The sequence below is a fragment of the Rhodococcus wratislaviensis genome, assembly GCF_041228765.1.
Classification (GTDB): Bacteria; Actinomycetota; Actinomycetes; order Mycobacteriales; family Mycobacteriaceae; genus Rhodococcus_F; species Rhodococcus_F wratislaviensis.
The window spans coordinates 6,947,774-6,967,046 of sequence record NZ_CP150488.1; the positions used below are offsets into that span (position 1 = coordinate 6,947,774).

18 protein-coding genes are annotated in these 19,273 nt (G+C 67.3%); 11 read left to right on the forward strand and 7 right to left on the reverse strand.

Translation table 11 applies throughout. The features are described from left to right. Position 1 precedes the first annotated feature (1 nt). Together WKC72_RS32040 and WKC72_RS32045 are read right to left on the reverse strand one after the other, a co-directional pair. Positions 2 to 1,252 carry a GAF domain-containing protein gene (locus WKC72_RS32040; protein ID WP_370180799.1) on the reverse strand — a complete coding sequence of 417 codons (1,251 nt, stop codon included), beginning with the start codon at positions 1,250 to 1,252 and terminating at the stop codon, positions 2 to 4. Positions 1,253 to 1,600: 348 nt separating this feature from the next. Continuing rightward, on the reverse strand, positions 1,601 to 1,753 hold the full coding sequence (locus tag WKC72_RS32045; protein WP_370180800.1) for a hypothetical protein: 153 nt from the start codon (positions 1,751 to 1,753) through the stop codon (positions 1,601 to 1,603). A gap of 288 nt (positions 1,754 to 2,041) precedes the next feature. Here WKC72_RS32045 and WKC72_RS32050 point away from each other — a divergent pair, with 288 nt between their 5' ends. After that, positions 2,042 to 2,668, forward strand: a complete 627-nt coding sequence (locus WKC72_RS32050; protein WP_037243870.1) for a 50S ribosomal protein L25/general stress protein Ctc — start codon at positions 2,042 to 2,044, stop codon at positions 2,666 to 2,668. Between the two features lie 107 nt (positions 2,669 to 2,775). Continuing rightward, a complete protein-coding gene (pth, locus tag WKC72_RS32055; protein WP_037243869.1) occupies positions 2,776 to 3,348 on the forward strand; it encodes an aminoacyl-tRNA hydrolase in 573 nt (190 codons plus the stop codon). Between the two features lie 66 nt (positions 3,349 to 3,414). On the opposite strand, the gene WKC72_RS32060 is transcribed toward pth, so the two are convergent. After that, complete coding sequence (locus WKC72_RS32060) at positions 3,415 to 5,046, reverse strand: fatty acyl-AMP ligase (protein ID WP_128639369.1); 1,632 nt, start codon at positions 5,044 to 5,046, stop codon at positions 3,415 to 3,417. 212 nt (positions 5,047 to 5,258) lie between these two features. Here WKC72_RS32060 and WKC72_RS32065 point away from each other — a divergent pair, with 212 nt between their 5' ends. After that, positions 5,259 to 6,962, forward strand: coding sequence for a peptide chain release factor 3 (locus tag WKC72_RS32065; RefSeq protein WP_112300508.1), 1,704 nt, complete (start codon positions 5,259 to 5,261; stop codon positions 6,960 to 6,962). Between the two features lie 67 nt (positions 6,963 to 7,029). Here the strand turns inward: WKC72_RS32065 and WKC72_RS32070 are convergent, their stop codons facing one another. Continuing rightward, entirely contained in the window at positions 7,030 to 7,935 is a 906-nt protein-coding gene (locus tag WKC72_RS32070) for a 5-dehydro-4-deoxyglucarate dehydratase (RefSeq protein WP_037244248.1), read from the reverse strand. Between the two features lie 53 nt (positions 7,936 to 7,988). Further along, on the reverse strand, positions 7,989 to 9,068 hold the full coding sequence (locus tag WKC72_RS32075) for an ABC transporter ATP-binding protein (RefSeq protein ID WP_037244246.1): 1,080 nt from the start codon (positions 9,066 to 9,068) through the stop codon (positions 7,989 to 7,991). A gap of 172 nt (positions 9,069 to 9,240) precedes the next feature. On the opposite strand from WKC72_RS32075, the gene WKC72_RS32080 reads away from it, so the two are divergent. Then, a complete protein-coding gene (locus WKC72_RS32080; protein WP_037243863.1) occupies positions 9,241 to 10,065 on the forward strand; it encodes an NAD(P)-dependent oxidoreductase in 825 nt (274 codons plus the stop codon). 45 nt (positions 10,066 to 10,110) lie between these two features. Here the strand turns inward: WKC72_RS32080 and WKC72_RS32085 are convergent, their stop codons facing one another. Next, positions 10,111 to 11,292, reverse strand: coding sequence for a hypothetical protein (locus WKC72_RS32085; protein WP_370180801.1), 1,182 nt, complete (start codon positions 11,290 to 11,292; stop codon positions 10,111 to 10,113). 56 nt (positions 11,293 to 11,348) lie between these two features. Here WKC72_RS32085 and WKC72_RS32090 point away from each other — a divergent pair, with 56 nt between their 5' ends. From WKC72_RS32090 to WKC72_RS32120, 7 genes are all read left to right on the forward strand, one after another. Then, a complete protein-coding gene (locus tag WKC72_RS32090; RefSeq protein WP_370180802.1) occupies positions 11,349 to 12,434 on the forward strand; it encodes a hypothetical protein in 1,086 nt (361 codons plus the stop codon). Between the two features lie 269 nt (positions 12,435 to 12,703). Then, positions 12,704 to 13,663 carry a carbohydrate ABC transporter permease gene (locus WKC72_RS32095; protein ID WP_370180803.1) on the forward strand — a complete coding sequence of 320 codons (960 nt, stop codon included), beginning with the start codon at positions 12,704 to 12,706 and terminating at the stop codon, positions 13,661 to 13,663. Positions 13,664 to 13,668: 5 nt separating this feature from the next. Further along, positions 13,669 to 14,550: a carbohydrate ABC transporter permease gene (locus WKC72_RS32100; protein ID WP_037243858.1), complete on the forward strand. Its 882-nt coding sequence runs from the start codon at positions 13,669 to 13,671 to the stop codon at positions 14,548 to 14,550. A 26-nt stretch (positions 14,551 to 14,576) separates the two neighbouring features. After that, entirely contained in the window at positions 14,577 to 15,899 is a 1,323-nt protein-coding gene (locus WKC72_RS32105) for a sugar ABC transporter substrate-binding protein (RefSeq protein WP_370180804.1), read from the forward strand. A gap of 27 nt (positions 15,900 to 15,926) precedes the next feature. After that, positions 15,927 to 17,087: an enolase C-terminal domain-like protein gene (locus tag WKC72_RS32110; protein WP_370180805.1), complete on the forward strand. Its 1,161-nt coding sequence runs from the start codon at positions 15,927 to 15,929 to the stop codon at positions 17,085 to 17,087. A gap of 72 nt (positions 17,088 to 17,159) precedes the next feature. Beyond that, a complete protein-coding gene (locus WKC72_RS32115; protein WP_128639380.1) occupies positions 17,160 to 17,957 on the forward strand; it encodes an IclR family transcriptional regulator in 798 nt (265 codons plus the stop codon). A gap of 110 nt (positions 17,958 to 18,067) precedes the next feature. Next, positions 18,068 to 18,574: a hypothetical protein gene (locus WKC72_RS32120; RefSeq protein ID WP_037243851.1), complete on the forward strand. Its 507-nt coding sequence runs from the start codon at positions 18,068 to 18,070 to the stop codon at positions 18,572 to 18,574. A gap of 19 nt (positions 18,575 to 18,593) precedes the next feature. Here the strand turns inward: WKC72_RS32120 and WKC72_RS32125 are convergent, their stop codons facing one another. Continuing rightward, a complete protein-coding gene (locus tag WKC72_RS32125; protein WP_005238757.1) occupies positions 18,594 to 19,271 on the reverse strand; it encodes a pyridoxal 5'-phosphate synthase in 678 nt (225 codons plus the stop codon). Between the last annotated feature and the right edge of the window lie 2 nt (positions 19,272 to 19,273).

A 19,273-nucleotide genomic window follows, 5' to 3' on the forward strand; every position in this document is an offset into this window, starting at 1 on the left:
CCTACCCGACGAGCCGGACCGTCACACCGGCCGCGAACCGGTAGGGCTGGGTGCTCAGTACCGCGCCGAGACTCTTGCGCAGACGCGAGACCTCGGCGCGGACCGCCACCACGTGGTCGCGGTCGCCGAACAACGCTTCGCTGAGCGAGGCGGCGTCGACGCCCGCCGGTCCCGCGACCGACAGCACCCGCAGGATCTGGGCGTGCCGGGGGGAGAGCGCCCGCGTCCAGTTGACGTCGCCCCGGACCGTCACGTGCGGCGCGTCACCGAGGTCGAGTTCCAGTTCGATGGCCGCCCCGTCGACGCGCCTGCGCACCAGCCAGCCGTCGCCGAGCGGTTCGGGCACGCACAGCCCGAGCCCCGGGACGAGCAGTGGCCGGTCCAGGCTCGGCGGCGCGACCCGCTCCGGCGCCGCGATGCCACTCGCCTCCGCGACCCACCCGTGCTTGTCGACGACCAGCGCCGGACCACCCGCCGACGCCAGCAACGGTGCCGCCCGGCCACGCAGCTTGTCCAGTTGTGCCGTGTGCTCACGCCACAGCGTCGCCTCTGCCAGGCGCACCGCGGTACGGACGAGCGCGACCGTGGTCGGGTGTACGGACATCGCCGACCCACTGATGTCGACCACGCCGAGGATCTCACCGGTGCGCGGATCGTGCACCGGCGACCCGGTGCACGACCAGCCGTGATGCGAAGGGGCATAGTGTTCGGCCGAGAACAGTTGCACCGCAGCATCTTCGATCAACGCCGTGCCGATCGCGTTGGTACCGACCGCCTGCTCCGCCCAGCGCGCACCCTCGGTGAACCCGAGGGCGTCGGCCGCTTTCCGGACCCCGCGGGATCCTTCCCGCCACAACAGGACACCGTCGGCGTCGGCGATGACCACGATGAAGTTCGCATCGTCCGCGACCTGCGTCAACGTGCTGCGCAGTTCCGGGAGCACCGTGCGCAGCGCCGTCCGGGTGCGCCGCGCCTCGATCTCGGAGAAGTCGGCGGGCTCCACCTCCGCGCAGTGGTCCGGGCTCACCCCGCCCGCCTGCAGTCGGGACCACGACCGTGCCACCACGTCCCGCGGAGGGGCGGGCGGCTGCTGCCCGGACAGCACGGCGTCGTGCACCCGGCTGAGCAGCCGCGCATGCCGCGGCAGATCCACACCGGTTGCCACTGCGGTCAGCCGGTCTGTGGTCGGACGTTCAGCGCTCACAACGCCGAGGCTACCCCCGGCGCTGTGAGCCACACCACTGTCCGTCATCGGATCGGCTGCAACCCTTCCTCCTGAGCCTTGATCTGGACGGCCAGATACTTCGAGTAGTGCCGCGACCGACCGGCATCTCGGTGCCGCCGGCGAACAGCTCGAATGCTCGATGGTTCCCTCGAACGTGTCGGCGATCGCGATCTGCGGAATGTTCGGCACCCCACTCATTCCCGTGGCGGGACGACGTGCCGTGGGTGCAACGTGCGGGTGCACCGGTGGCGTCGTCATAGCTGCCGCGGGTGAACTCGGTTCCCGTCCGCACGTCGAGTTCCATTGCGTCGGCGTAGAACTCGAACCCTTCGCGAGCTGCCCTTGGGGGGAAGACCGGCCAGTAGTAGGGGGAGTTCAGGTACGGCAGGTGGTCGTACCAGAGCAGGTCCAGGCGCGCCGCTCGACGTCGCGCCACAGCCGAACGACACCGCGACCGCCGAATCCGGTCAGCCACCGCCCGGCGATGTGTCCCGGTTGCGGGATGGTGGCGTCGAGCGTGGCGGTCACGAGGTCCTCCGCCGTCGGGAATCGAGACGTTCGATACCTCTGGGATACGGGCCACGGCGCCGCGCGGCCCACCCGAGGACACCCGATTAGCAGGTCAGCGGGCCATCCGGTAGAGTTCCATAAGTTGTCTCGGCGAGGGTGAACCAGAAGTTCCCATTGACTGGCTCACCGTGATCGACGCGGCGACGGCTCTGCTCGAGCGTTTCGCTCCTGGCCGTCGCGTGTTCGTCCCTCGTCGACTCGAATCGCCCGCCAGTTACCACCGTGAGTTGTAGGAGCCGTTTCACCATGTCTGACGAAAATCGCCTCGTAGCCGCCGTGCGCACCGAGTTCGGCAAGGGTGCCGCCCGCCGCGCGCGCCGCGACGGCCAGGTCCCCGCGGTCCTGTACGGCCACGGTGAGGACCCCCGCCACCTGAACGTCCCCTCCCGCGACTTCGCCGCCATCCTGCGCGCGCACGGCACCAACGCCATCCTGACCCTCGACATCGAGGGCAAGGAGCAGGTCGCGCTCACCAAGTCGGTCGTGGTTCACCCGATCCGTAACTACATCGAGCACGCCGACCTCCTCGTCATCAAGAAGGGCGAGAAGGTCACCGTCGACGTTCCCGTCGTCGTCACCGGTGAGGCCGCTGCCGGCACCCTGGTCGCGCAGGACGCCGCCACCATCTCCCTCGAAGCGGACGCGCTGCACATCCCCGAGCAGATCGAGGTCTCGGTCGAGGGCCTCGAGGTCGGCACCCAGATCCTGGCCAACCAGCTCGAGCTGCCCAAGGGTTCCACCCTGCAGGCCGACGAGGAACTGCTCATCGTCAACGTCGTCGCAGCCCCGACCGCTGCCGACCTCGAAGAGGAGACCGGCGAAGCCGCGGCCGAGCCCACCGAGGCTCCGGCCGAAGAGGGCGCCGAGAGCTGATCCTCTCGCAACCGCACTGATGTCGGCGGCGCGTCGTCCCGGATTGTCCGGGGTGACGCGCCGCTGTCGTCTGACACGACCCCCTCACGCACGGAAGGACCCTGTCGGTGAGTGAAGACACCGCCCTGGTGGTGGGCCTGGGCAATCCCGGACCGCAGTACGAGAAGACCCGGCACAACGTCGGCTTCATGGTGGCCGGCGTGCTGTCCTCTCGCATGGGTGGCAAGTTCAGCGCGCACAAGAAAAGCGGCGCCGAGATCGTCCAGGGACGACTCGAGGGCCGTCCGACGATCCTCGCCAAACCGCGGTCGTTCATGAACCTGTCCGGTTCCGCCGTCGCCGGCCTGGCCCGGTTCTTCTCCGTCGATCCGGGCAATATCGTGGTCATCCACGACGAACTCGACCTCGACTTCGGGACGATTCGCCTCAAGCAGGGCGGCGGCGAGGGTGGGCACAACGGACTGCGGTCCATCTCGAGTGCACTCGGCACCAAGGACTATCTGCGCACCCGCGTCGGGATCGGTCGTCCCCCCGGACGGATGGATCCGGCGTCGTACGTCCTGAAGCCGTTCTCGTCGGTGGAACGCAAGGAACTCGACCTCGTCTGCGAAGAGTCGGCCGACGCCGTCGAACTGGTCCTGCGCGTCGGGCTCGAGGCCGCGCAGAACCGCCTGCACTAGGCGCTTCGCGCCCGTGCGTGGTGAGCGAGTCCAGAGACTCGTCAACCACGCACGGGCCCGAAGGGCCTAACTGACCAGATTCGCCGACGTGGCGCGGCGGAGTTTGCCCGACGACGTCTTGGGGATGCTGCCGGGGCCGAGGACGGCGACGGTGCGGGGTCGCACGCCGACCTCGGAGAACACCGCATGCACGACCTCGTGCTCGATGCGCTTGACCACTTCGGGGTCCTGGTAATCGTTGGTTTCGACTGCGACGGCGAAACTTTCGCGCTTCTGCCCCGCGTCGAGGCGGACGGCCACCGCGTTGCCGGGACGCACTCCGGCGACGGTGCCCGCGGCCCGCTCGATGTCGGTCGGGTAGATGTTGCGGCCACCCATGATGATGACGTCCTTGACGCGACCGCACACGACGACGAGGCCCTCTTCGGTGAAGTAGCCGACGTCGCCGGTGTTCAGCCAGCCGTCCGCGTCCTGCGCGGGCTTGTGCCCGTCGACCGTGATGTATCCGGGGGTGACCGCCTTGCCGCGGACCTCGATGATGCCGACACCGCGGGTCGGGAGCAGGTCACCCTCGCTGTCGACGACGCGCCCCTCCAGGTTCGGCACCATCTTTCCGAGAGTGGCGAGGGCACGCGCGTTCGGTTTGCTCGACGGGACGGCGCGTTGCATCGCCTCGAGGAGATCCGGGTCGACGAGGTCGAGGACCTGGCCCTGATCCGGATCCGGGATGGAGACGGCGAGGGTGGTCTCGGCCATGCCGTAGACGGGGGCGAGTGCGGACGGGTTCAGGCCGAAGCGGGCGCCCGCCTCGGCGAGCTTGTTCATCGTCTCGGGGTCGACGGGCTCGGCACCGTTCCACATGTACCGGACGGTGCTGAGGTCGACGGCGCCGTCCTCCGCCTGCTTGAGGCGGCGGGCGAGCAGCGAGTACGCGAAGTTGGGGGCGGCTGTGACTGTGCCCTTGTACTTCCCCATCAGTTCCGCCCACAGCAGCGGCGTGCGGAGGAAGTCCATCGGGGTGATGCTCACGACCTCCGCGCCGACCTGCATCGGCACGCTCAGGAACCCGACCATGCCCATGTCGTGGAACAGGGGCAGCCAGCTGATCATCACGTCGTCCTCGATGGAGAACTTGATGCGGTCGATCATGGCGTACGCGTTGGTGTAGAAGTTCTCGTGCGTGATCTGCACGGCCTTGGGGGAACCGGTGGAACCCGACGTGAGCTGCTGCAGCGCGATGTCGCTCTCGAACGTCTCGACCGGGTCGGTCTCCGTGCCCTCGTTCAGCTCGGCCACCGTCACCACGGTGATGCCGCGCTCCTCCAGCAGCGGCTTGGCGGCGTCGAATGGCGCACCGAGGATGACGGCCTTCGCCTGGATCATGTTGATGACGGTCTCGGTGTCCTTGGCCCACACGGCCAGGTCGGTGCGCGGCGTCGGCTGATGCAGCATGGTGACGGACGCCCCGCGCATCCAGGTGCCCTGGCAGGAGGGTGCGATGTCGACGGGCTGACCGGCGAGGATGCCGATGGCGTCGCCGTGGCCGATACCCGTCTCGGCGAGCGCCCCCGCCATGCGGCGCGCGGCCTTGTGGATCTCGCCCCACGGCTGCCGCAGCGGCGCGTCGGGCTCACCCGTGTTGAGGCCACGGGTGCTGCTCGCCGCGGTCGCGTACATCTCGTCGGTGAACTTGCTCACAGTCTTCCTCCTGCACATACGGGTGTCCGAACGCAGAAACGGTGAACTCCGGAGCGCCCCGACGACTCACCCATATAAATCCCTCACCGGCCTCCGATCGTTACTCCTCCCTGGATGTGACTGTGCTGCGAGTACGTGTTCGGCACCCGAGTAACCTGGTATGCGGCCACACGGCCTTCCTGCACGCATCACGTCCCCCGAGAGGTTCTTCGTTGACTACCCCGTCCGACTCGGCCGACACCATTCCAGCCGAGGGGGCGCCTGTCGCCACGTCCGGCTCACCGGAGGGGAAATCCGAGAAGGGTGTCCGGGCGGAGGCGTCGCGTCGCCGAACGTTCGCCGTGATCTCCCATCCCGACGCCGGTAAGTCGACACTGACGGAGGCTCTCGCACTCCACGCGAAGGTCATCTCCGAAGCGGGTGCGGTCCACGGCAAGGCGGGCCGCAAGTCGACGGTGTCCGACTGGATGGAGATGGAGAAGGCCCGCGGTATCTCGGTCAGCTCCACGGCCCTGCAGTTCAACTACCGCTCCACCGAGGCGTCGGCGGACGACCCCGTCGACAACGTGATCAACCTGGTGGACACTCCCGGTCACTCCGACTTCTCGGAGGACACGTATCGCGTTCTGACCGCGGTCGACGCCGCGGTCATGCTGATCGACGCCGCGAAGGGTCTCGAACCGCAGACGCTGAAACTGTTCCAGGTGTGCCGTCACCGCGGAATCCCGGTGATCACCGTCATCAACAAGTGGGACCGGCCGGGCCAGACGCCGCTGGAGCTCCTCGACGAAATTCAGGAACGCATCGGTCTCACCCCCACTCCCCTGTACTGGCCCGTCGGGATCGCCGGCGACTTCCGGGGCCTGCTGCGGCGCGGCGAGGACGGTGCCCCGCGGGAGTACATCCGGTTCACCCGTACCGCGGGTGGCGCGAAGATCGCCCCGGAAGAGGTCATGGACGCCGACGCCGCCCTCGCGAAGGAGGGCTCCGAGTGGGAGACCGCCGCGGAGGAGAGCGAGCTGCTGTCGGCCACCGGTCAGGACCACGACCAGGAACTGTTCCTCGGCGGCCAGACGTCACCGGTGATCTTCGCGTCGGCGATGCTCAACTTCGGTGTCCGCCAGATCCTCGACACGCTCGTCGAGCTGGCGCCGCCGCCGCGCGCCCGAGAGGACGTCGGCGGCACCCCTCGCGAGGTCACCGACCCGTTCAGTGCGGTCGTCTTCAAGGTCCAGGCCGGAATGGACACCGCGCACCGCGACCGGCTGGCGTTCATGCGCATCGTGTCGGGCGTGTTCGAGCGCGGCATGGTGGTCACGCACGCCCAGACCGGCAAACCGTTCACGACGAAGTACGCGCAGACCGTGTTCGGTCGCGAGCGTTCGACCGTGGAATCGGCGTACCCCGGCGACGTGGTGGGACTGGTCAACGCGACCGCGCTCGCCCCCGGCCACACCCTGTTCTTCGAGAAGAAGGTGGAGTTCCCGCCGATCCCGTCGTTCGCGCCGGAGCACTTCTCCATCCTGCGGGCGGAGAGCGCGGGCAAGTACAAGCAGTTCCGGCGGGCCGTGGATCAGCTCGACTCCGAGGGTGTCGTGCAGATCCTCCGCAACGACCTGCGTGGCGACGCCTCGCCGGTCATGGCGGCCGTCGGTCCGATGCAGTTCGAGGTGGTCGCGGCGCGGATGAAGGCCGAGTTCAACGTCGAGGCCCGGATGGAACCTCTGGGCTATGCGTTGGCGCGGCGCACCGACGCCGAGTCGGCCGACGAGCTGAACCGTCAGCGCGGCGTCGAGGTGTTCACCCGCTCGGACGGGGTGATGCTGGCTCTGGTCAGCGACAAGTGGCGCCTGCAGTACATCCAGAAGGAACTGCCCGACCTCACGCTCGAGCCTCTCGTGGCCGCCGCCGACTAGTGACCACGAGCCGCTGACGAACGCTTCGACCATCGACGGGGTCCCGCCCCGTCGATGGTCGAAGACGCTATTGCGCCAGCACCTTCCGCCCCGCCGCCACGATCTGCTCCAATTCGTACCGGTGCTGGGCGCTGGCGTCGACGAGCGGCGCCCGCACCGATCCGGCGTCGAGGCCGGTGAACGTCACACCCGCCTTCACCAGCGCGACGGCGTATCCGGGGGTGGTGTCGCGAAGCCGGACCAGCGGATGGAAGAACTCGCGGTTGAGCGAGGCGACCAACTCGGTGTCGTCCTCCTCGAGCGCCCGGTAATAGGCGAGAGACACATCCGGAGCGAATGCGAACGTCGCGGAGGAATAGAGCGTGACGCCGATGCTCCGGTAGGCCTGCTGCGAGACCTCCGCGGTCGGGAGTCCGTTGAAGAATTGAAATTCTTTGTCGCCGAGAGAATCACGCAGAGTACGCACGATTCGTGACGTCAGGTCGAGGTCACCGACGCCGTCCTTGAACCCGACGACCTTCGGCAGTCGCGCGACCGCGAGAGCACTCTGCTCGGTGAACTGACCGTTCGCGCGGTGGTACACGATGACCGGGAGGTCACTCGCCTCCGACACCTGCTTCACGTACTCCACCAGGCCCTGCGCAGGCGCGCCGACGAGGTAGGGCGGCAGGAGCAGGATGCCGTCCGCTCCCGCCTCCTCGGCGATGGCCACGAATTCCTTCGCGACGGGCAGGGCTCCACCGGCGCCGGCGAAGACCGGGACACGGCCCTTCGTGGCCGTGACGACCGTGTCCACCACGGTCCGGAACTCGGCCGCGGACAGCGCGTGGAACTCGCCGGTGCCGCACGCGGCGAACACTCCACCCGGCCCGGCCGCGACGCCGGATTCGATGTGCTGTGCCAGTGCGGGAAGGTCGACGTCGCCGTTGCTGTCGAACGGTGTGACGGGGAAGAACAGAACTCCGTCAAGCATGGTTGACTCCTTGAATCATGGTCGGGTGTGGCAGTCGAAGAGCTGGGTCGCGACTAGTCGACGAGTCGTTCACCGGTGACGGTGGAGAACAGGTGGGTGCGCTCTGCCGCGTACGACAGGGTGATCACCTCTCCGCGCCTCGGCGGGATGCGACCGTCGGCGCGAACGACGATGGGCTGCTTGCGCCCGTGGATGTCCGCCTGGCCGTAGACGTACGCGTCGGCGCCGAGTTCTTCGACGACGTCGATGGTGACGTCGAGTCCACTCCCGGTGGTGATCACGAGATCCTCCGGACGCACACCGAGCGTGACCGAGCTTTCGCCGATGCCCGCGATCGCACCACGCGGGACGGGGACCACGGAGCCGCCGAAGCTGACACCGCCGTCGACGAGGGGAAGTTCGAGGAGGTTCATCGCGGGCGAGCCGATGAAACCGGCGACGAAGACGTTGTTCGGGTGCTCGTACATGCGGCGCGGAGTGTCGCACTGTTGGAGCACTCCGTCTTTCAGGACGGCGACGCGGTCACCCATCGTCATGGCCTCGACCTGATCGTGCGTCACGTAGACGGTGGTGGTGGCGAGACGGCGCTGCAGCGCCGAGATCTGCGCACGGGTCTGGACACGTAGCTTGGCGTCGAGGTTGGACAGCGGCTCGTCCATCAGGAACACCTGCGGCTTGCGGACGATGGCGCGTCCCATGGCAACTCGCTGCCGCTGACCACCCGAGAGGGCCTTGGGTTTGCGGTCGAGGAACTTGGTGAGGTCGAGGATCTTGGCGGCATCCTGGACGCGACGCTTGATCTCGGCCTTGTCCTCACCGGCGATGCGGAGGCCGAAGCCCATGTTCTCGCCCACCGTCATGTGCGGGTAGAGAGCGTAGTTCTGGAAGACCATGGCGATGTCACGGTCCTTCGGCTGGAACTCGGTGACGTCGTTGCCGCCGATGGCGATCGTGCCCCTGTCCACGTCTTCGAGTCCCGCGAGCATGCGCAGGGACGTCGACTTGCCGCAGCCGGACGGTCCGACGAGGACGAGGAACTCGCCGTCCTCGATGTCGAGGTCCAGGTGATCGACGGCGGCCTTGTCGCCGCCGGGGAACAACTTGGTGACGCCTTGGAATGCGACTGTTGCCATGATGGTGGGTGGTCCCTTCACCGGCAGGAACGTGCCGGACGATCCGAGTGGGAGTACGAAGCACGTGATTGTTCACATACGTGAATCTTCGTCAAGATAGTGACTTCGTTTCGAAGTATGTACTACCGTGATGTGCATTACAAGGTTTACTCCCAGAGAGGTACGAGAAGACATGACCGACACCGCCTCGCGTCTGCTGATCACCGGCGCCGCAGGAAACATGGGCGAGATGCTGCGACCCTTGCTCCGCAAGCCCGGCCGCACACTGCGTCTGTTCGACATCGCCGACATCACCGACACCGACCCCGAACACGAGGAGTTCGTCCAGGGCTCGGTCACCGATCGCGCGGCCGTCGCTGCTGCGGTCGACGGCGTCGACGCCGTACTTCACCTGGGCGGACTCAGCACCGAGGACTCGTGGGAGAACATTCTGTCCGTCAACGTGGACGGCACCCAGGCGGTGTTCGAGGCCGCCGTCGCACACGGCGTGACGCGCGTGATCGCAGCGTCGAGCAACCACGCCGTCGGCTTCTGGACACACGCGGAAGCCGGCTCGAACCCGCTGCCCGGCGACGTCCCGCCGCGTCCGGACGGGTTCTACGGCTGGAGCAAGGCAGCAGTCGAGGCGCTCGGCCGGCTGTACCACGATCGCTTCGGCATCGACGTCGTCAACCTGCGGATCGGCTCGAGCTTCGACCGGCCGCCCAACTACCGCGGTCTCGCCTCCTGGATGTCACCGGCCGACACCGCTCGCCTGATCGAGGCCGCACTGTCCGACTCCGCCAAGGGATTTCATACCGTGTGGGGTATCTCGCGGAACACGCGCAGCTGGTGGTCCGCAGCAGAGGGCGCAGCCATCGGGTACGAACCCCAGGACGACGCAGAGGTGTTCGCCGACGAGTTCCTGGCCGACCACGAATGGAGTTTCGACGACCCGATCCTCCAGCGTGTCGGCGGCGCGTTCTGCGACCACCCGCTCGGACAACGGATGCGCTGACGTCGAGCCGGGGTGGGCACCAGCGGGGTGCCCACCCCCGATGCGTCAGAGGGAGTGGTCGCCGACGATGCGCCCCAATGCGTCGAGTTGCACCTTGTTGACCAACCCGAGGTGATAGAGGTGCAGCTCGTTGGCTCCGGCCGCGACCGTGGCCGCGACATGACCGCTCACGTCGTCGAGATTCTTCGGCGGCAACACCGACACGTAAGCGCCGACGTCGACGGTCTCTCCGACGATCGCCCGGGTGTCCTTCGTGACGGCGACGGTTTCGGCCGTCCCCGGCCAGGCCGAGACGAGCACGGCGTCGACGTCTCCCGAAGCAGCCGAGGTCAGCGCGGGCGACGGCCCGGTCTTCCAGGGGTTCGGGTGGCAGTGCAGCGTGACGCGGGCCAACGGGATCTCCGCACGTACGGCGCCGAGCACCGCACCCCGAAGCGCATCGGCGTCCGCGTGGCGCACGGACAGCACCGCGTCGGCCTCCGCCTCGCCGAGGACGTCGGTGATCGCGGCGTCCGCAGCGAGCGTCCCCATGGCCAGCGCGTCCACGCCGGAACGCAGCTTCGCGGTCATCTTGTCCGGATCGACGCCCCGCTCCGCCCACAGTGCGCGTTCCCGTTCGGTGCAGCTGATCGACATCAACGTGTCGCCGATGCCCGGAAATGCGCCGTCCGTCTTCTCGTGCGGGCCGACGTGGGCGATCCCCAGCTGTCCGCATGCTTCGATCGACACCCCGTGCAGGTCGACACCGCGGACCGACTCCGCCGCCAGGGTGCGGGCGTAGCGGACGATGTCCGGATGCCCGGGCGCGAGCGCGTACGGGTAGCGGTCTCCGAAGCAATTGACGACGGTGACGTCGGGATGCGCGTGCCCCAGAATCGTGCTGTGGGACAGAACGATCCATGCGTTCACGCGGATGCCCGCGTCGATCAGGATGCGAGCCGCATCGGCGAACGCATCCTCGGATCCGCCCCACGTCGCCGCCCGGGCCGTGACCGGGTGTCCGTCCCACGCCGCAGGCCGGATGGGGCGGTACAGCGCGGCGTGATGCGCGTCGACCACCTTGTGGGCCGGATGCAACGGGGTTGCCGCGCGGGTCGAGTGATAGCTGGCGGCGAGCGAGATCTCGGCGACCCCGAGCGTGCGCGCTCGGTCGACGAAGTGCGGATCACCGAGCACGTCCCACGGATACGCGTGCGCGACGATGCGATCGACTGTTCTTCCGGACATGCGGGTCCCCTCAACGGTTCGAGTACAGAGTTCGATAGACAAGACGGAGTTCACACATGGGAACACACCTTTCGACCGGCTGTCCACGACCGACCCCGGCCGACGCGAGTCGCGACGCCGTTCGCGAGGTCCTCGGCGTGACGGACGAACCGACGGTGGGCACACCCGACGTGCGATACGGCAGGTCGTGGAGTCGACACGGTGTCGCAGGCCGCGAACTCACCTGGGCCGCCGGCGACGACGGTCCGGACACCGCGGGCTGGCTCCTGCGCCCCGACCACCCGGGCGAGACCACGGCTCGTCCCGCCGTGCTGCTCATGCACGCGCACGACGGCGTGAAGTTCTACGGCAAGGACAAGGTGGCGGACGGTCCCGACGGAGTCCCACCGGGCATTCGCGAACTCCGGACCCGCGGTTATGACGGCAGGGCAGTCGCGACTGCGCTCGTGCACGCGGGCTTCGTGGTACTCGTCCACGACGTGTTTCCGTGGGGTAGCCGGCGCGTGCCCTGGCCGGAACTACCGGACCGGGCCACAGCAGCCGGATACGCCGCATTCCCACCCGGTCCGGACACTCCCGGGATCCGTCGGCGCCGATACGACGCGGCTGCCCGCGAGCACGAACACGGCCTCGCCAAAGCCGCCGCCCTGACCGGCACGTCACTGGCCGGCAAGGTCGTCGCCGAGGATCTTCGGGCGCTGAACGTGCTCCTCACGACGGACGGCGTCGATCCGAACAGGGTCGCGGCCGCGGGATTCTCGGGCGGCGGCGCTCGTGTCGCACACCTGCTGGCGTGTTCGACACGCCTGCGAGCGGGGGTGATCACCGCGATGATGAGCACTTTCGCGGATGTCGCGGACGGCAGGGCAGACGATACGACGTGGCTGATGATCACTCCGGGCCTGCCGGCCGTGTGCGACTGGCCCGAGATCGCCGCGTGCCATGCGCCGCGGCCGCTGCTGGTTCAGTTCGCGCTGGACGACTCCCATTTCGGCCGGCAGGGGATGCGTGACTCCGAGGCCGTGCTGCGGCGCGGGTACGACGGGTCCGAGGCGCTCACCACGCAGTGGTTCGCAGGCGGACACCGGTTTTCGGCACAAATGCAGGTCGAGGCCGCCGAGTGGCTCGTCCGCAATGCCTAGGCGGTCACCCTTGACAGACCTTGTGACTGCCGTCATAGTGAGTTCGACAATTCACATAGAGGACGTTAGTTCACATACATGAACGTGACGCGCAATGGCCGCCACAGGAACCCCTGACACACACCGGGCGCCCCGGGCAGGCCGAAGACCGCGTCGTTCCCCTCGCTTTCCACGCTGACGAGCCACCCCCGTGATCTCGCCTCAGCAGCAGTAGCCACAATCCCCTGACCCGCCGGCGCGACCGGCACCGAAACTTCGGAGCGTGCACCATGGTCACCACCACCTCCCCCCGGCCAGGAGGGCAGTCCGCGCCGGCGGCGCCGGCCTCTCCCGGTCGAAACCGGCGCAGACCGGCCTGGCGCAGAGTCTCTGCCCCCTACATCCTGATCGCACCGGTGGTCATCCTGCTGGCCGTCTTCATCTTCTACCCGGTCGGCAGCGTCTTCTACTACAGCCTGCAGTACTACAACCCGACGACGCCGTGGGACAACGGCTTCGCCGGCCTCGACAACTTCCGGCTGATGTTCGCCGACTCCCTCTTCTGGACCAGCCTGGTCACCACCGCGAAGTGGGTCGGATTCCAGGTCGTGTTCCAGTTGATCCTCGGACTCGGACTGGCCCTGCTGGTCAACGAGGTGTTCCGGGGCCGCGGCCTGGCCCGCGCTCTCGTGTTCTCCCCCTGGGCGGTGTCCGGCGTCCTCACCACCGGCATCTGGCTGCTCATCTACAACCCGTCGACCGGCCTCTTCAAGCTTCTCGGAAACATGGGAATCGGCGACGGCACGGCCGCTCCCATCGCCGATCCGGACACCGCGTTCTGGGCGACGGGCGTCGCGGAGCTGTGGCGCGGGGTGCCGTTCTTCGCCATCCTCATCCTGGCCGAGTTGCAGAGCGCGCCCAAGGACCTCTACGAGGCCGCCAACGTCGACGGCGCCAACCGCTGGCAGCGGTTCCGCTTCGTCACCCTTCCGCACCTGAAGGCCGTCATCATCTTGTCGACGCTGCTGCGCGGTGTGTGGGAGTTCAACAACGTCGATCTGCTGTACACCCTCACGGCGGGTGGCCCGGCCGACGTCACCACCACACTGCCGCTGTACGTCTCACAGCTCGCAACCACTGCCCAGGACTTCGGATACGGCTCGGCGCTCACCACGGTCGCATTCGTGATCCTGCTGTTCTGCTCGATCCTCTACTTGCGCCTGAGCAAGTTCAACAGTGAGAAGGTCTGACCGTCGTGACCACCACCACCGATCGTCCCGCCGTTGCGCTGTCCGAGCCGGACACCACCGGGAAGCTGCGTGTACACAAGACGAAGCCGCGCTTGTTCAGCGTCGGACTGCCGCTCGCGCTGTACCTGCTGTTCACCCTCGTCCCCTTCTACTGGATGATCGTGTTCGCCTTCCGGCCCGCCGGATCGAATTCGATGCTCCCCTGGCCCATCACGTTCGAGCACTTCGACACCGTGTGGAACACCCTCGGCTTCAGCTTCTTCTTCAAGAACAGCCTCATCGTTGCCGCGTTGTCGCTCGTCCTGACCACGTTCGTCGCACTGGCCACCGGATATGCGTTGGCCCGCTTCAAATTTCGCGCCAAGATCCCGTTGGTGATGGCGCTGCTCTGCAGCCAGTTCGTGCCCGGCGCCATGCTGCTCATCCCCCTGTTCCAGGTGTTCCGCGAGATGAACCTCGTCAACAATCTGACCGGCCTCATCATCGCCGACACCGTGTTCCAGCTTCCACTCGCCGCCATGCTGATGGCAGGTTTCATCGCGCAGATTCCGGTAGAACTGGAAGAGGCCGCGATGGTCGACGGCTGCTCACGCCTGCGCGCGTTCCGCATCATCATGCTGCCGCTGCTGCGGCCCGGCCTGATCGCCGTCGGATCGTTCGCCTTCATCGGCAGCTGGAACAACTTCCTGTTCGGCCTGATGTTCATCAGCAGCCAGGAGAAGTTCACCCTGCCGGTCGGGCTCAGCTACACCATCGGCTCCTACAACGTCGACTTCGGAGTTCTCGCCGCCGGCGGTCTGATCGCCGCGGTGCCGGTCGTCGCCGTCTTCGCCGTCATCCAGAAGTACCTCGTCCAGGGCCTGAGCGCCGGCGCGGTCAAGGGCTGATCATGACTTTCGAAAAGAGGACCCCCATGAACCGGCGAACGCTCCTGCGTACCACCCTGGTAGGCGCGGCGGCCACGCTCGTGCTCGCCTCCTGCAGTTCCGAAACCTCACTTCCCGACGGCGCCCTCGGCGACCCGAACAACGCCCGGCTCACCTTCTGGGACAACAACGCCGGTCCGGACCGCACTCCGCTGTACGAGGAGCTCATCCGGCGATTCGAGACCGCCAACCCCGGCATCGACATCGAATACGTGGGCCTGCCGTCGGACAGCGCCCAGCAGAAGTACCAGACCGCGCTCGCCGGCGGTTCGGCACCCGATCTCGGGATCGTCTCGACCGCCTACCTCGCCCCGCTCGTCGCCCAGAACGCCGTCATCTCACTCGACGACTTCGTGGCGGCGTCACCGCAGCACGACGAATACGACGCCGGAATTCTCGAGTCGGCGCGTGAATCCGGCGGTGGCGAGCACCTGTACGGTCTCCCCTACACCAGCAACAACGCCACCCTCTGGTACCGCGCCGACTGGTTCGCCGAAGCCGGGATCGAACCCCCCGACACCTACGACGAGTTCTACCAAGCCGCACAGACTCTGACCGACAAGGACGACGGCCGTTACGGATTCACGATTCGCGGCGGGGCCGGATCGATCTACCCACTGTTGCAGTACATGTTCGCCAGCACCGGAGTCGAGAGCTTCTTCGAAGACGGCGAATCGACGCTGAACCGTCCCGAGATGGTCGACGCCATCGAACGCTTCGCAGCGCTCTACGACGTCGACACCCCGACCGCCGACGTCAACAACGGCTTCCCGCAGATGGTCGCGAGCTTCGGCGGCGGCTCGGTGGCCATGATGCAGCACAACCTCGGCTCGCTGAGCAACCACGAGAAGGCTCTCGGCGACAAGGCCGGAGCTGTGGCGCTGCCGCGCAACGAGGACGGAAAGCGCACCGTCATGACGGACCCGTTCCCGTCGTACACCGTGTTCAAGAGCAGCCGGCATCAGGCCGCGGCGTGGAAGTTCGTCGAGTTCATGACGTCTCAGGAATCGCAGGCGTACTGGAACGAGCGCGTCGGACAGATCCCGGTGAACAAGACTGCGCGCTCGGCTCCCGAGTTCGCGAACATGCCGTCGGTGCAGGCTGCGCTCGCGGCACTGGACGACCCGGAAACCGTACTGGTCACGCCTCCGGACTACCTCCCCGACTTCGGGAAGATCGTTCAGGTGCAGATGCTCGGTCAGTGGCAGAAGGTGCTCATCGGGCAGCTCAGCGCACAGGATTTCGCCGACGACTTCGCGGAGAAACTCGATCGCTCCATGGCCAAGTACATCGCCCGCCAGGGCAAGTAGAAGATTTCGAACAGGAAGCGAATCATCATGTCCAGCGTGATCACAGAAGTCGCCGTGCAGGTTTTCAAGACCGAGGCACGCACCTCGGTCGACTCGTACGGTCATCGCCATCCCGGCCCGTCCGTGCCTTCGACGGGGGCGCTCCTGCGGATCACCGACTCCGACGGCGTCAGCGGTTACGTTCTGGGCAAGCCGAACTACCTTCGGCAGGATCAGGTGGAGCAGCACTTCCGGCCTGTCCTGATCGGCGCCGATCCGCTGGCACGCGAGGCGATGGACAAGAAGTTCGCGATCCGTCAGCGCACACGGGCGGTCGAACTTCCCGAGCACAGCTGCAGCTACCTGGACCAGGCATTGTGGGACCTGGTGGGCAACAAGTTCGACACGCCGGTGTGGAAGCTGCTCGGCGGTGCGCGCACCGAGATCAAGGCGTATGCCAGCACCATGTGCGGCGACGACGTCGAAGGCGGCCTGGCCACCCCGGAGGATTACGCGAACTTCGCGGTCGCGCTGAAGAGGCGGGGCTACCAGGGCATCAAGCTGCACACGTGGATGCCTCCGCTGCCGGGCTCCCCGAGCCTGACCCGGGACATCGACGCGTGTGCCGCGGTGCGTGATGCCGTCGGCGAGAACTTCTCGCTGATGCTCGACGGGTACCACTGGTACTCGCGCACCGACGCTCTGAAGCTCGGTCGCGAGCTGGACCGGCTGAAGTTCGATTGGTTCGAGGAGCCGATGGACGAGTTCTCGCTGCGCTCGTACAAGTGGCTCGCCGACCAGATCGACACCCCGGTGATCGGACCCGAGACCACCCCGGGCCGGCATCGATCTCGTGCCGACTGGATTGCGAACGACGCGTGCGACATCCTGCGCGTCGGGGCCATGAACGGTGGTGGCATCACACCGGCCTTGAAGACGATGCACATGGCCGAGGGCTTCGGACTCGAGTGCGAGATCCACGGCAACGGCGCCCCCAACCTCGCACTCGTGGGAGCGGGCAACAACGTCCAGTGGTACGAGCGCGGCCTGCTGCACCCGCACGTCGATTACGACTGGGTGCCGCCGCATCTGAAGTCCATCGTCGACCCCGTCGACGAGAACGGCATGGTGGCGATGCCGCAGAGACCGGGCCTCGGCGAGGACATCGATCTCGAGTACATCGCGGCCAACCTCGTCGCGGAGTACTGAGTGCGCCGCGTCGCCGGCACCGAACACGGGTCAGTAGGTGATATCGCGTTCAGAATGAGAGATAGTGTCTTCATGGTGACAGAAGACATGCGTGGGGCAGCGCCGGAATCCCAACCGGTCAAATCTGCCGAGCGCACCATCCACATCCTCGAGACGCTCGCCGCATCACCGACCCGGATGAGCCTCGGCGAATTGCAGGAAGCGTGCAAGTATCCGCGCTCGAGCCTGCACGCTCTCCTGCGCACGCTCAAGGATCTGCGGTGGATCGAAGCCGACGAGTCGGGGTCGCGCTACGGCATCGGCACCCATGCCCTGCTCGCAGGCACGTCGTACCTCGACAAGGACTCGGTCGTCTCGAGGGCAGCAGCGGTGCTCGAGGCGCTCCGGTCGGAGGTCAGTCACACCGTCCACTTCGCGCGGCGTGACGAGGCCAGCGTCATCTACCTCGCGAGCCGCGGATCGAAGGTCGAGGTTCGGCGCATGCACCGCGTCGGCCGCAAACTGCCGTGCCACGTCACCGCGCTCGGGCAGGCCCTGCTCGCCGAGCTCACGACCAGCGAGGTCCGGCAGATGCTGCCCGCGAAACTCGAACGCTTCACCGAGAACACCATCGTCGATGTCGACGACCTCGTCACCGAACTCGGCGAGGTGCGCAACCGTGGGTGGGCCCTGGAACGAGAACAGGGGACGGTCGGCGTGGTGTGCATTGCCACCGTCGTGCCCTACCGCATCCCCGCCACCGACGCCCTCAGCGTGTCCATGCCCGCCGAGGTCGCGTCGTACCCGGGTGAGCTGGAGCGGATCGCCGGCGTGCTCACGAAGCACGCGTCCGCCTGGGCCCGGGAGTTGAGGGCCGAGGGGGTTCGGTGAGCCGTCGAGGTGTGCGGCCCGCCGGACCCTCCTGGTAGCTTTCAGGTCGAATCGAGCACACTGACGGGCTTTGCGCGGTACCCGTTTGGCCACGAGCAGGAAGCGACACGATGGAGAACGGCATTTCCCCCAACGGATCGGGCAGCAACGGCTCCGCCGGAACGAGCTCGGCGACGGACTCCCCTTTCGCTGAACCGAGCACCGGCGGGCTGACCGGCAGCAACGGCAACGGCAAGTCCACGACGAGCTCCGCCGAGACGTTCACCTTCCCGCTGCCGACGCGCAGCTCGGGCTCACACAGCACCGAGGAGCCGGCCGAGGCGTCCGACGCGACGGCGTCGCCCGAGTCTCGTGGACGCACCGTCATGCGACGCAACGCGATGGGAGTGGCAGCCGTGCGAGTCGCGGGCCGTCTTGCACACACCGAACTGCTCGAGGAGCACCTCGCGTCGGCGAGCAGTCACTCCGCCGATCCCACCGTGGACGCCGACGAACTGCTGGAGCTACTCGGCGAGTACCTCGTCGCAGCCGGGTTCGAGCGCCCCGAGATCCATGCGAAGCTGAACGGCCAGTCGATCGTCGTCGACCTGCGCTCGCCGTCCGCGACCGCGCGCTGACCCCCGCCGCCGGGCGCGGTCAGGGCCACAGCACCTCGCGGATCCACTTTTCGGACTCGCGGCGGTAGAGCTGGCGCACATGCCTGCGTCCGGCATCCGCCTGCCAGAACTCGACACTGTCGGGGACGATGCACCATGCCCGCCAGGTTCCCGACACGAAGTCGGGGTCGGCGTCGATGCGGGCCACCGCCGCCGCGACGGCACGTTCGTATTCGGTGGGATCGTCCAGGACCTCGCTCTGCCGGCTGGCGGCGGCCACGGCCCTGGCGGTAACCGACCGTTCGCGGAAGTCGCGGGCGGAGAGTGCCGGATCGCCTTCGACGACCGACCCCCGCACACGCACCTGCCTGCCCTGTTCTCGCCAGTAGAACGACAGTGCCGCAACGGCATTCGCGGCCAGCTCACGACCCTTCGGCGAGCGAGTGTCACCCGAGAACCAGAAACCCTGCTCCGTGACGTCCTTGAGGAGCAGGAAACGCGCGTCCGGATTGCCTTCGGCATCGACGGTCGACAGCGCAGCCGCGTGCGGTTCCGGAACTCCGGCCGCTGCGGCCTGCGTGATCCAGTCGAGGAACAGTGTGGTCGGCGCATCCGGAAGCGTGTCGACGGGCGGAGGTGTCTCGCCGCCGAGTGCGGGCAGGGCGCGAATCCATGCGCGGGTGTCCGGGAACGACGAACGGTCGGGTGTGGTCGGCATGT

What these genes read in the sequence shown, in the direction of transcription:
- WKC72_RS32040 (WP_370180799.1), bottom strand. Translation starts at nt 1,252, where the DNA reads ATGACGGACAGTGGTGTGGCTCACAGCGCCGGGGGTAGCCTCGGCGTT.
- WKC72_RS32050 (WP_037243870.1), top strand. Translation starts at nt 2,042, where the DNA reads ATGTCTGACGAAAATCGCCTCGTAGCCGCCGTGCGCACCGAGTTCGGC.
- WKC72_RS32070 (WP_037244248.1), bottom strand. Translation starts at nt 7,935, where the DNA reads ATGCTTGACGGAGTTCTGTTCTTCCCCGTCACACCGTTCGACAGCAAC.
- WKC72_RS32075 (WP_037244246.1), bottom strand. Translation starts at nt 9,068, where the DNA reads ATGGCAACAGTCGCATTCCAAGGCGTCACCAAGTTGTTCCCCGGCGGC.
- WKC72_RS32080 (WP_037243863.1), top strand. Translation starts at nt 9,241, where the DNA reads ATGACCGACACCGCCTCGCGTCTGCTGATCACCGGCGCCGCAGGAAAC.
- WKC72_RS32085 (WP_370180801.1), bottom strand. Translation starts at nt 11,292, where the DNA reads ATGTCCGGAAGAACAGTCGATCGCATCGTCGCGCACGCGTATCCGTGG.
- WKC72_RS32090 (WP_370180802.1), top strand. Translation starts at nt 11,349, where the DNA reads ATGGGAACACACCTTTCGACCGGCTGTCCACGACCGACCCCGGCCGAC.
- WKC72_RS32095 (WP_370180803.1), top strand. Translation starts at nt 12,704, where the DNA reads ATGGTCACCACCACCTCCCCCCGGCCAGGAGGGCAGTCCGCGCCGGCG.
- WKC72_RS32105 (WP_370180804.1), top strand. Translation starts at nt 14,577, where the DNA reads ATGAACCGGCGAACGCTCCTGCGTACCACCCTGGTAGGCGCGGCGGCC.
- WKC72_RS32110 (WP_370180805.1), top strand. Translation starts at nt 15,927, where the DNA reads ATGTCCAGCGTGATCACAGAAGTCGCCGTGCAGGTTTTCAAGACCGAG.
- WKC72_RS32115 (WP_128639380.1), top strand. Translation starts at nt 17,160, where the DNA reads ATGGTGACAGAAGACATGCGTGGGGCAGCGCCGGAATCCCAACCGGTC.
- WKC72_RS32120 (WP_037243851.1), top strand. Translation starts at nt 18,068, where the DNA reads ATGGAGAACGGCATTTCCCCCAACGGATCGGGCAGCAACGGCTCCGCC.
- WKC72_RS32125 (WP_005238757.1), bottom strand. Translation starts at nt 19,271, where the DNA reads ATGCCGACCACACCCGACCGTTCGTCGTTCCCGGACACCCGCGCATGG.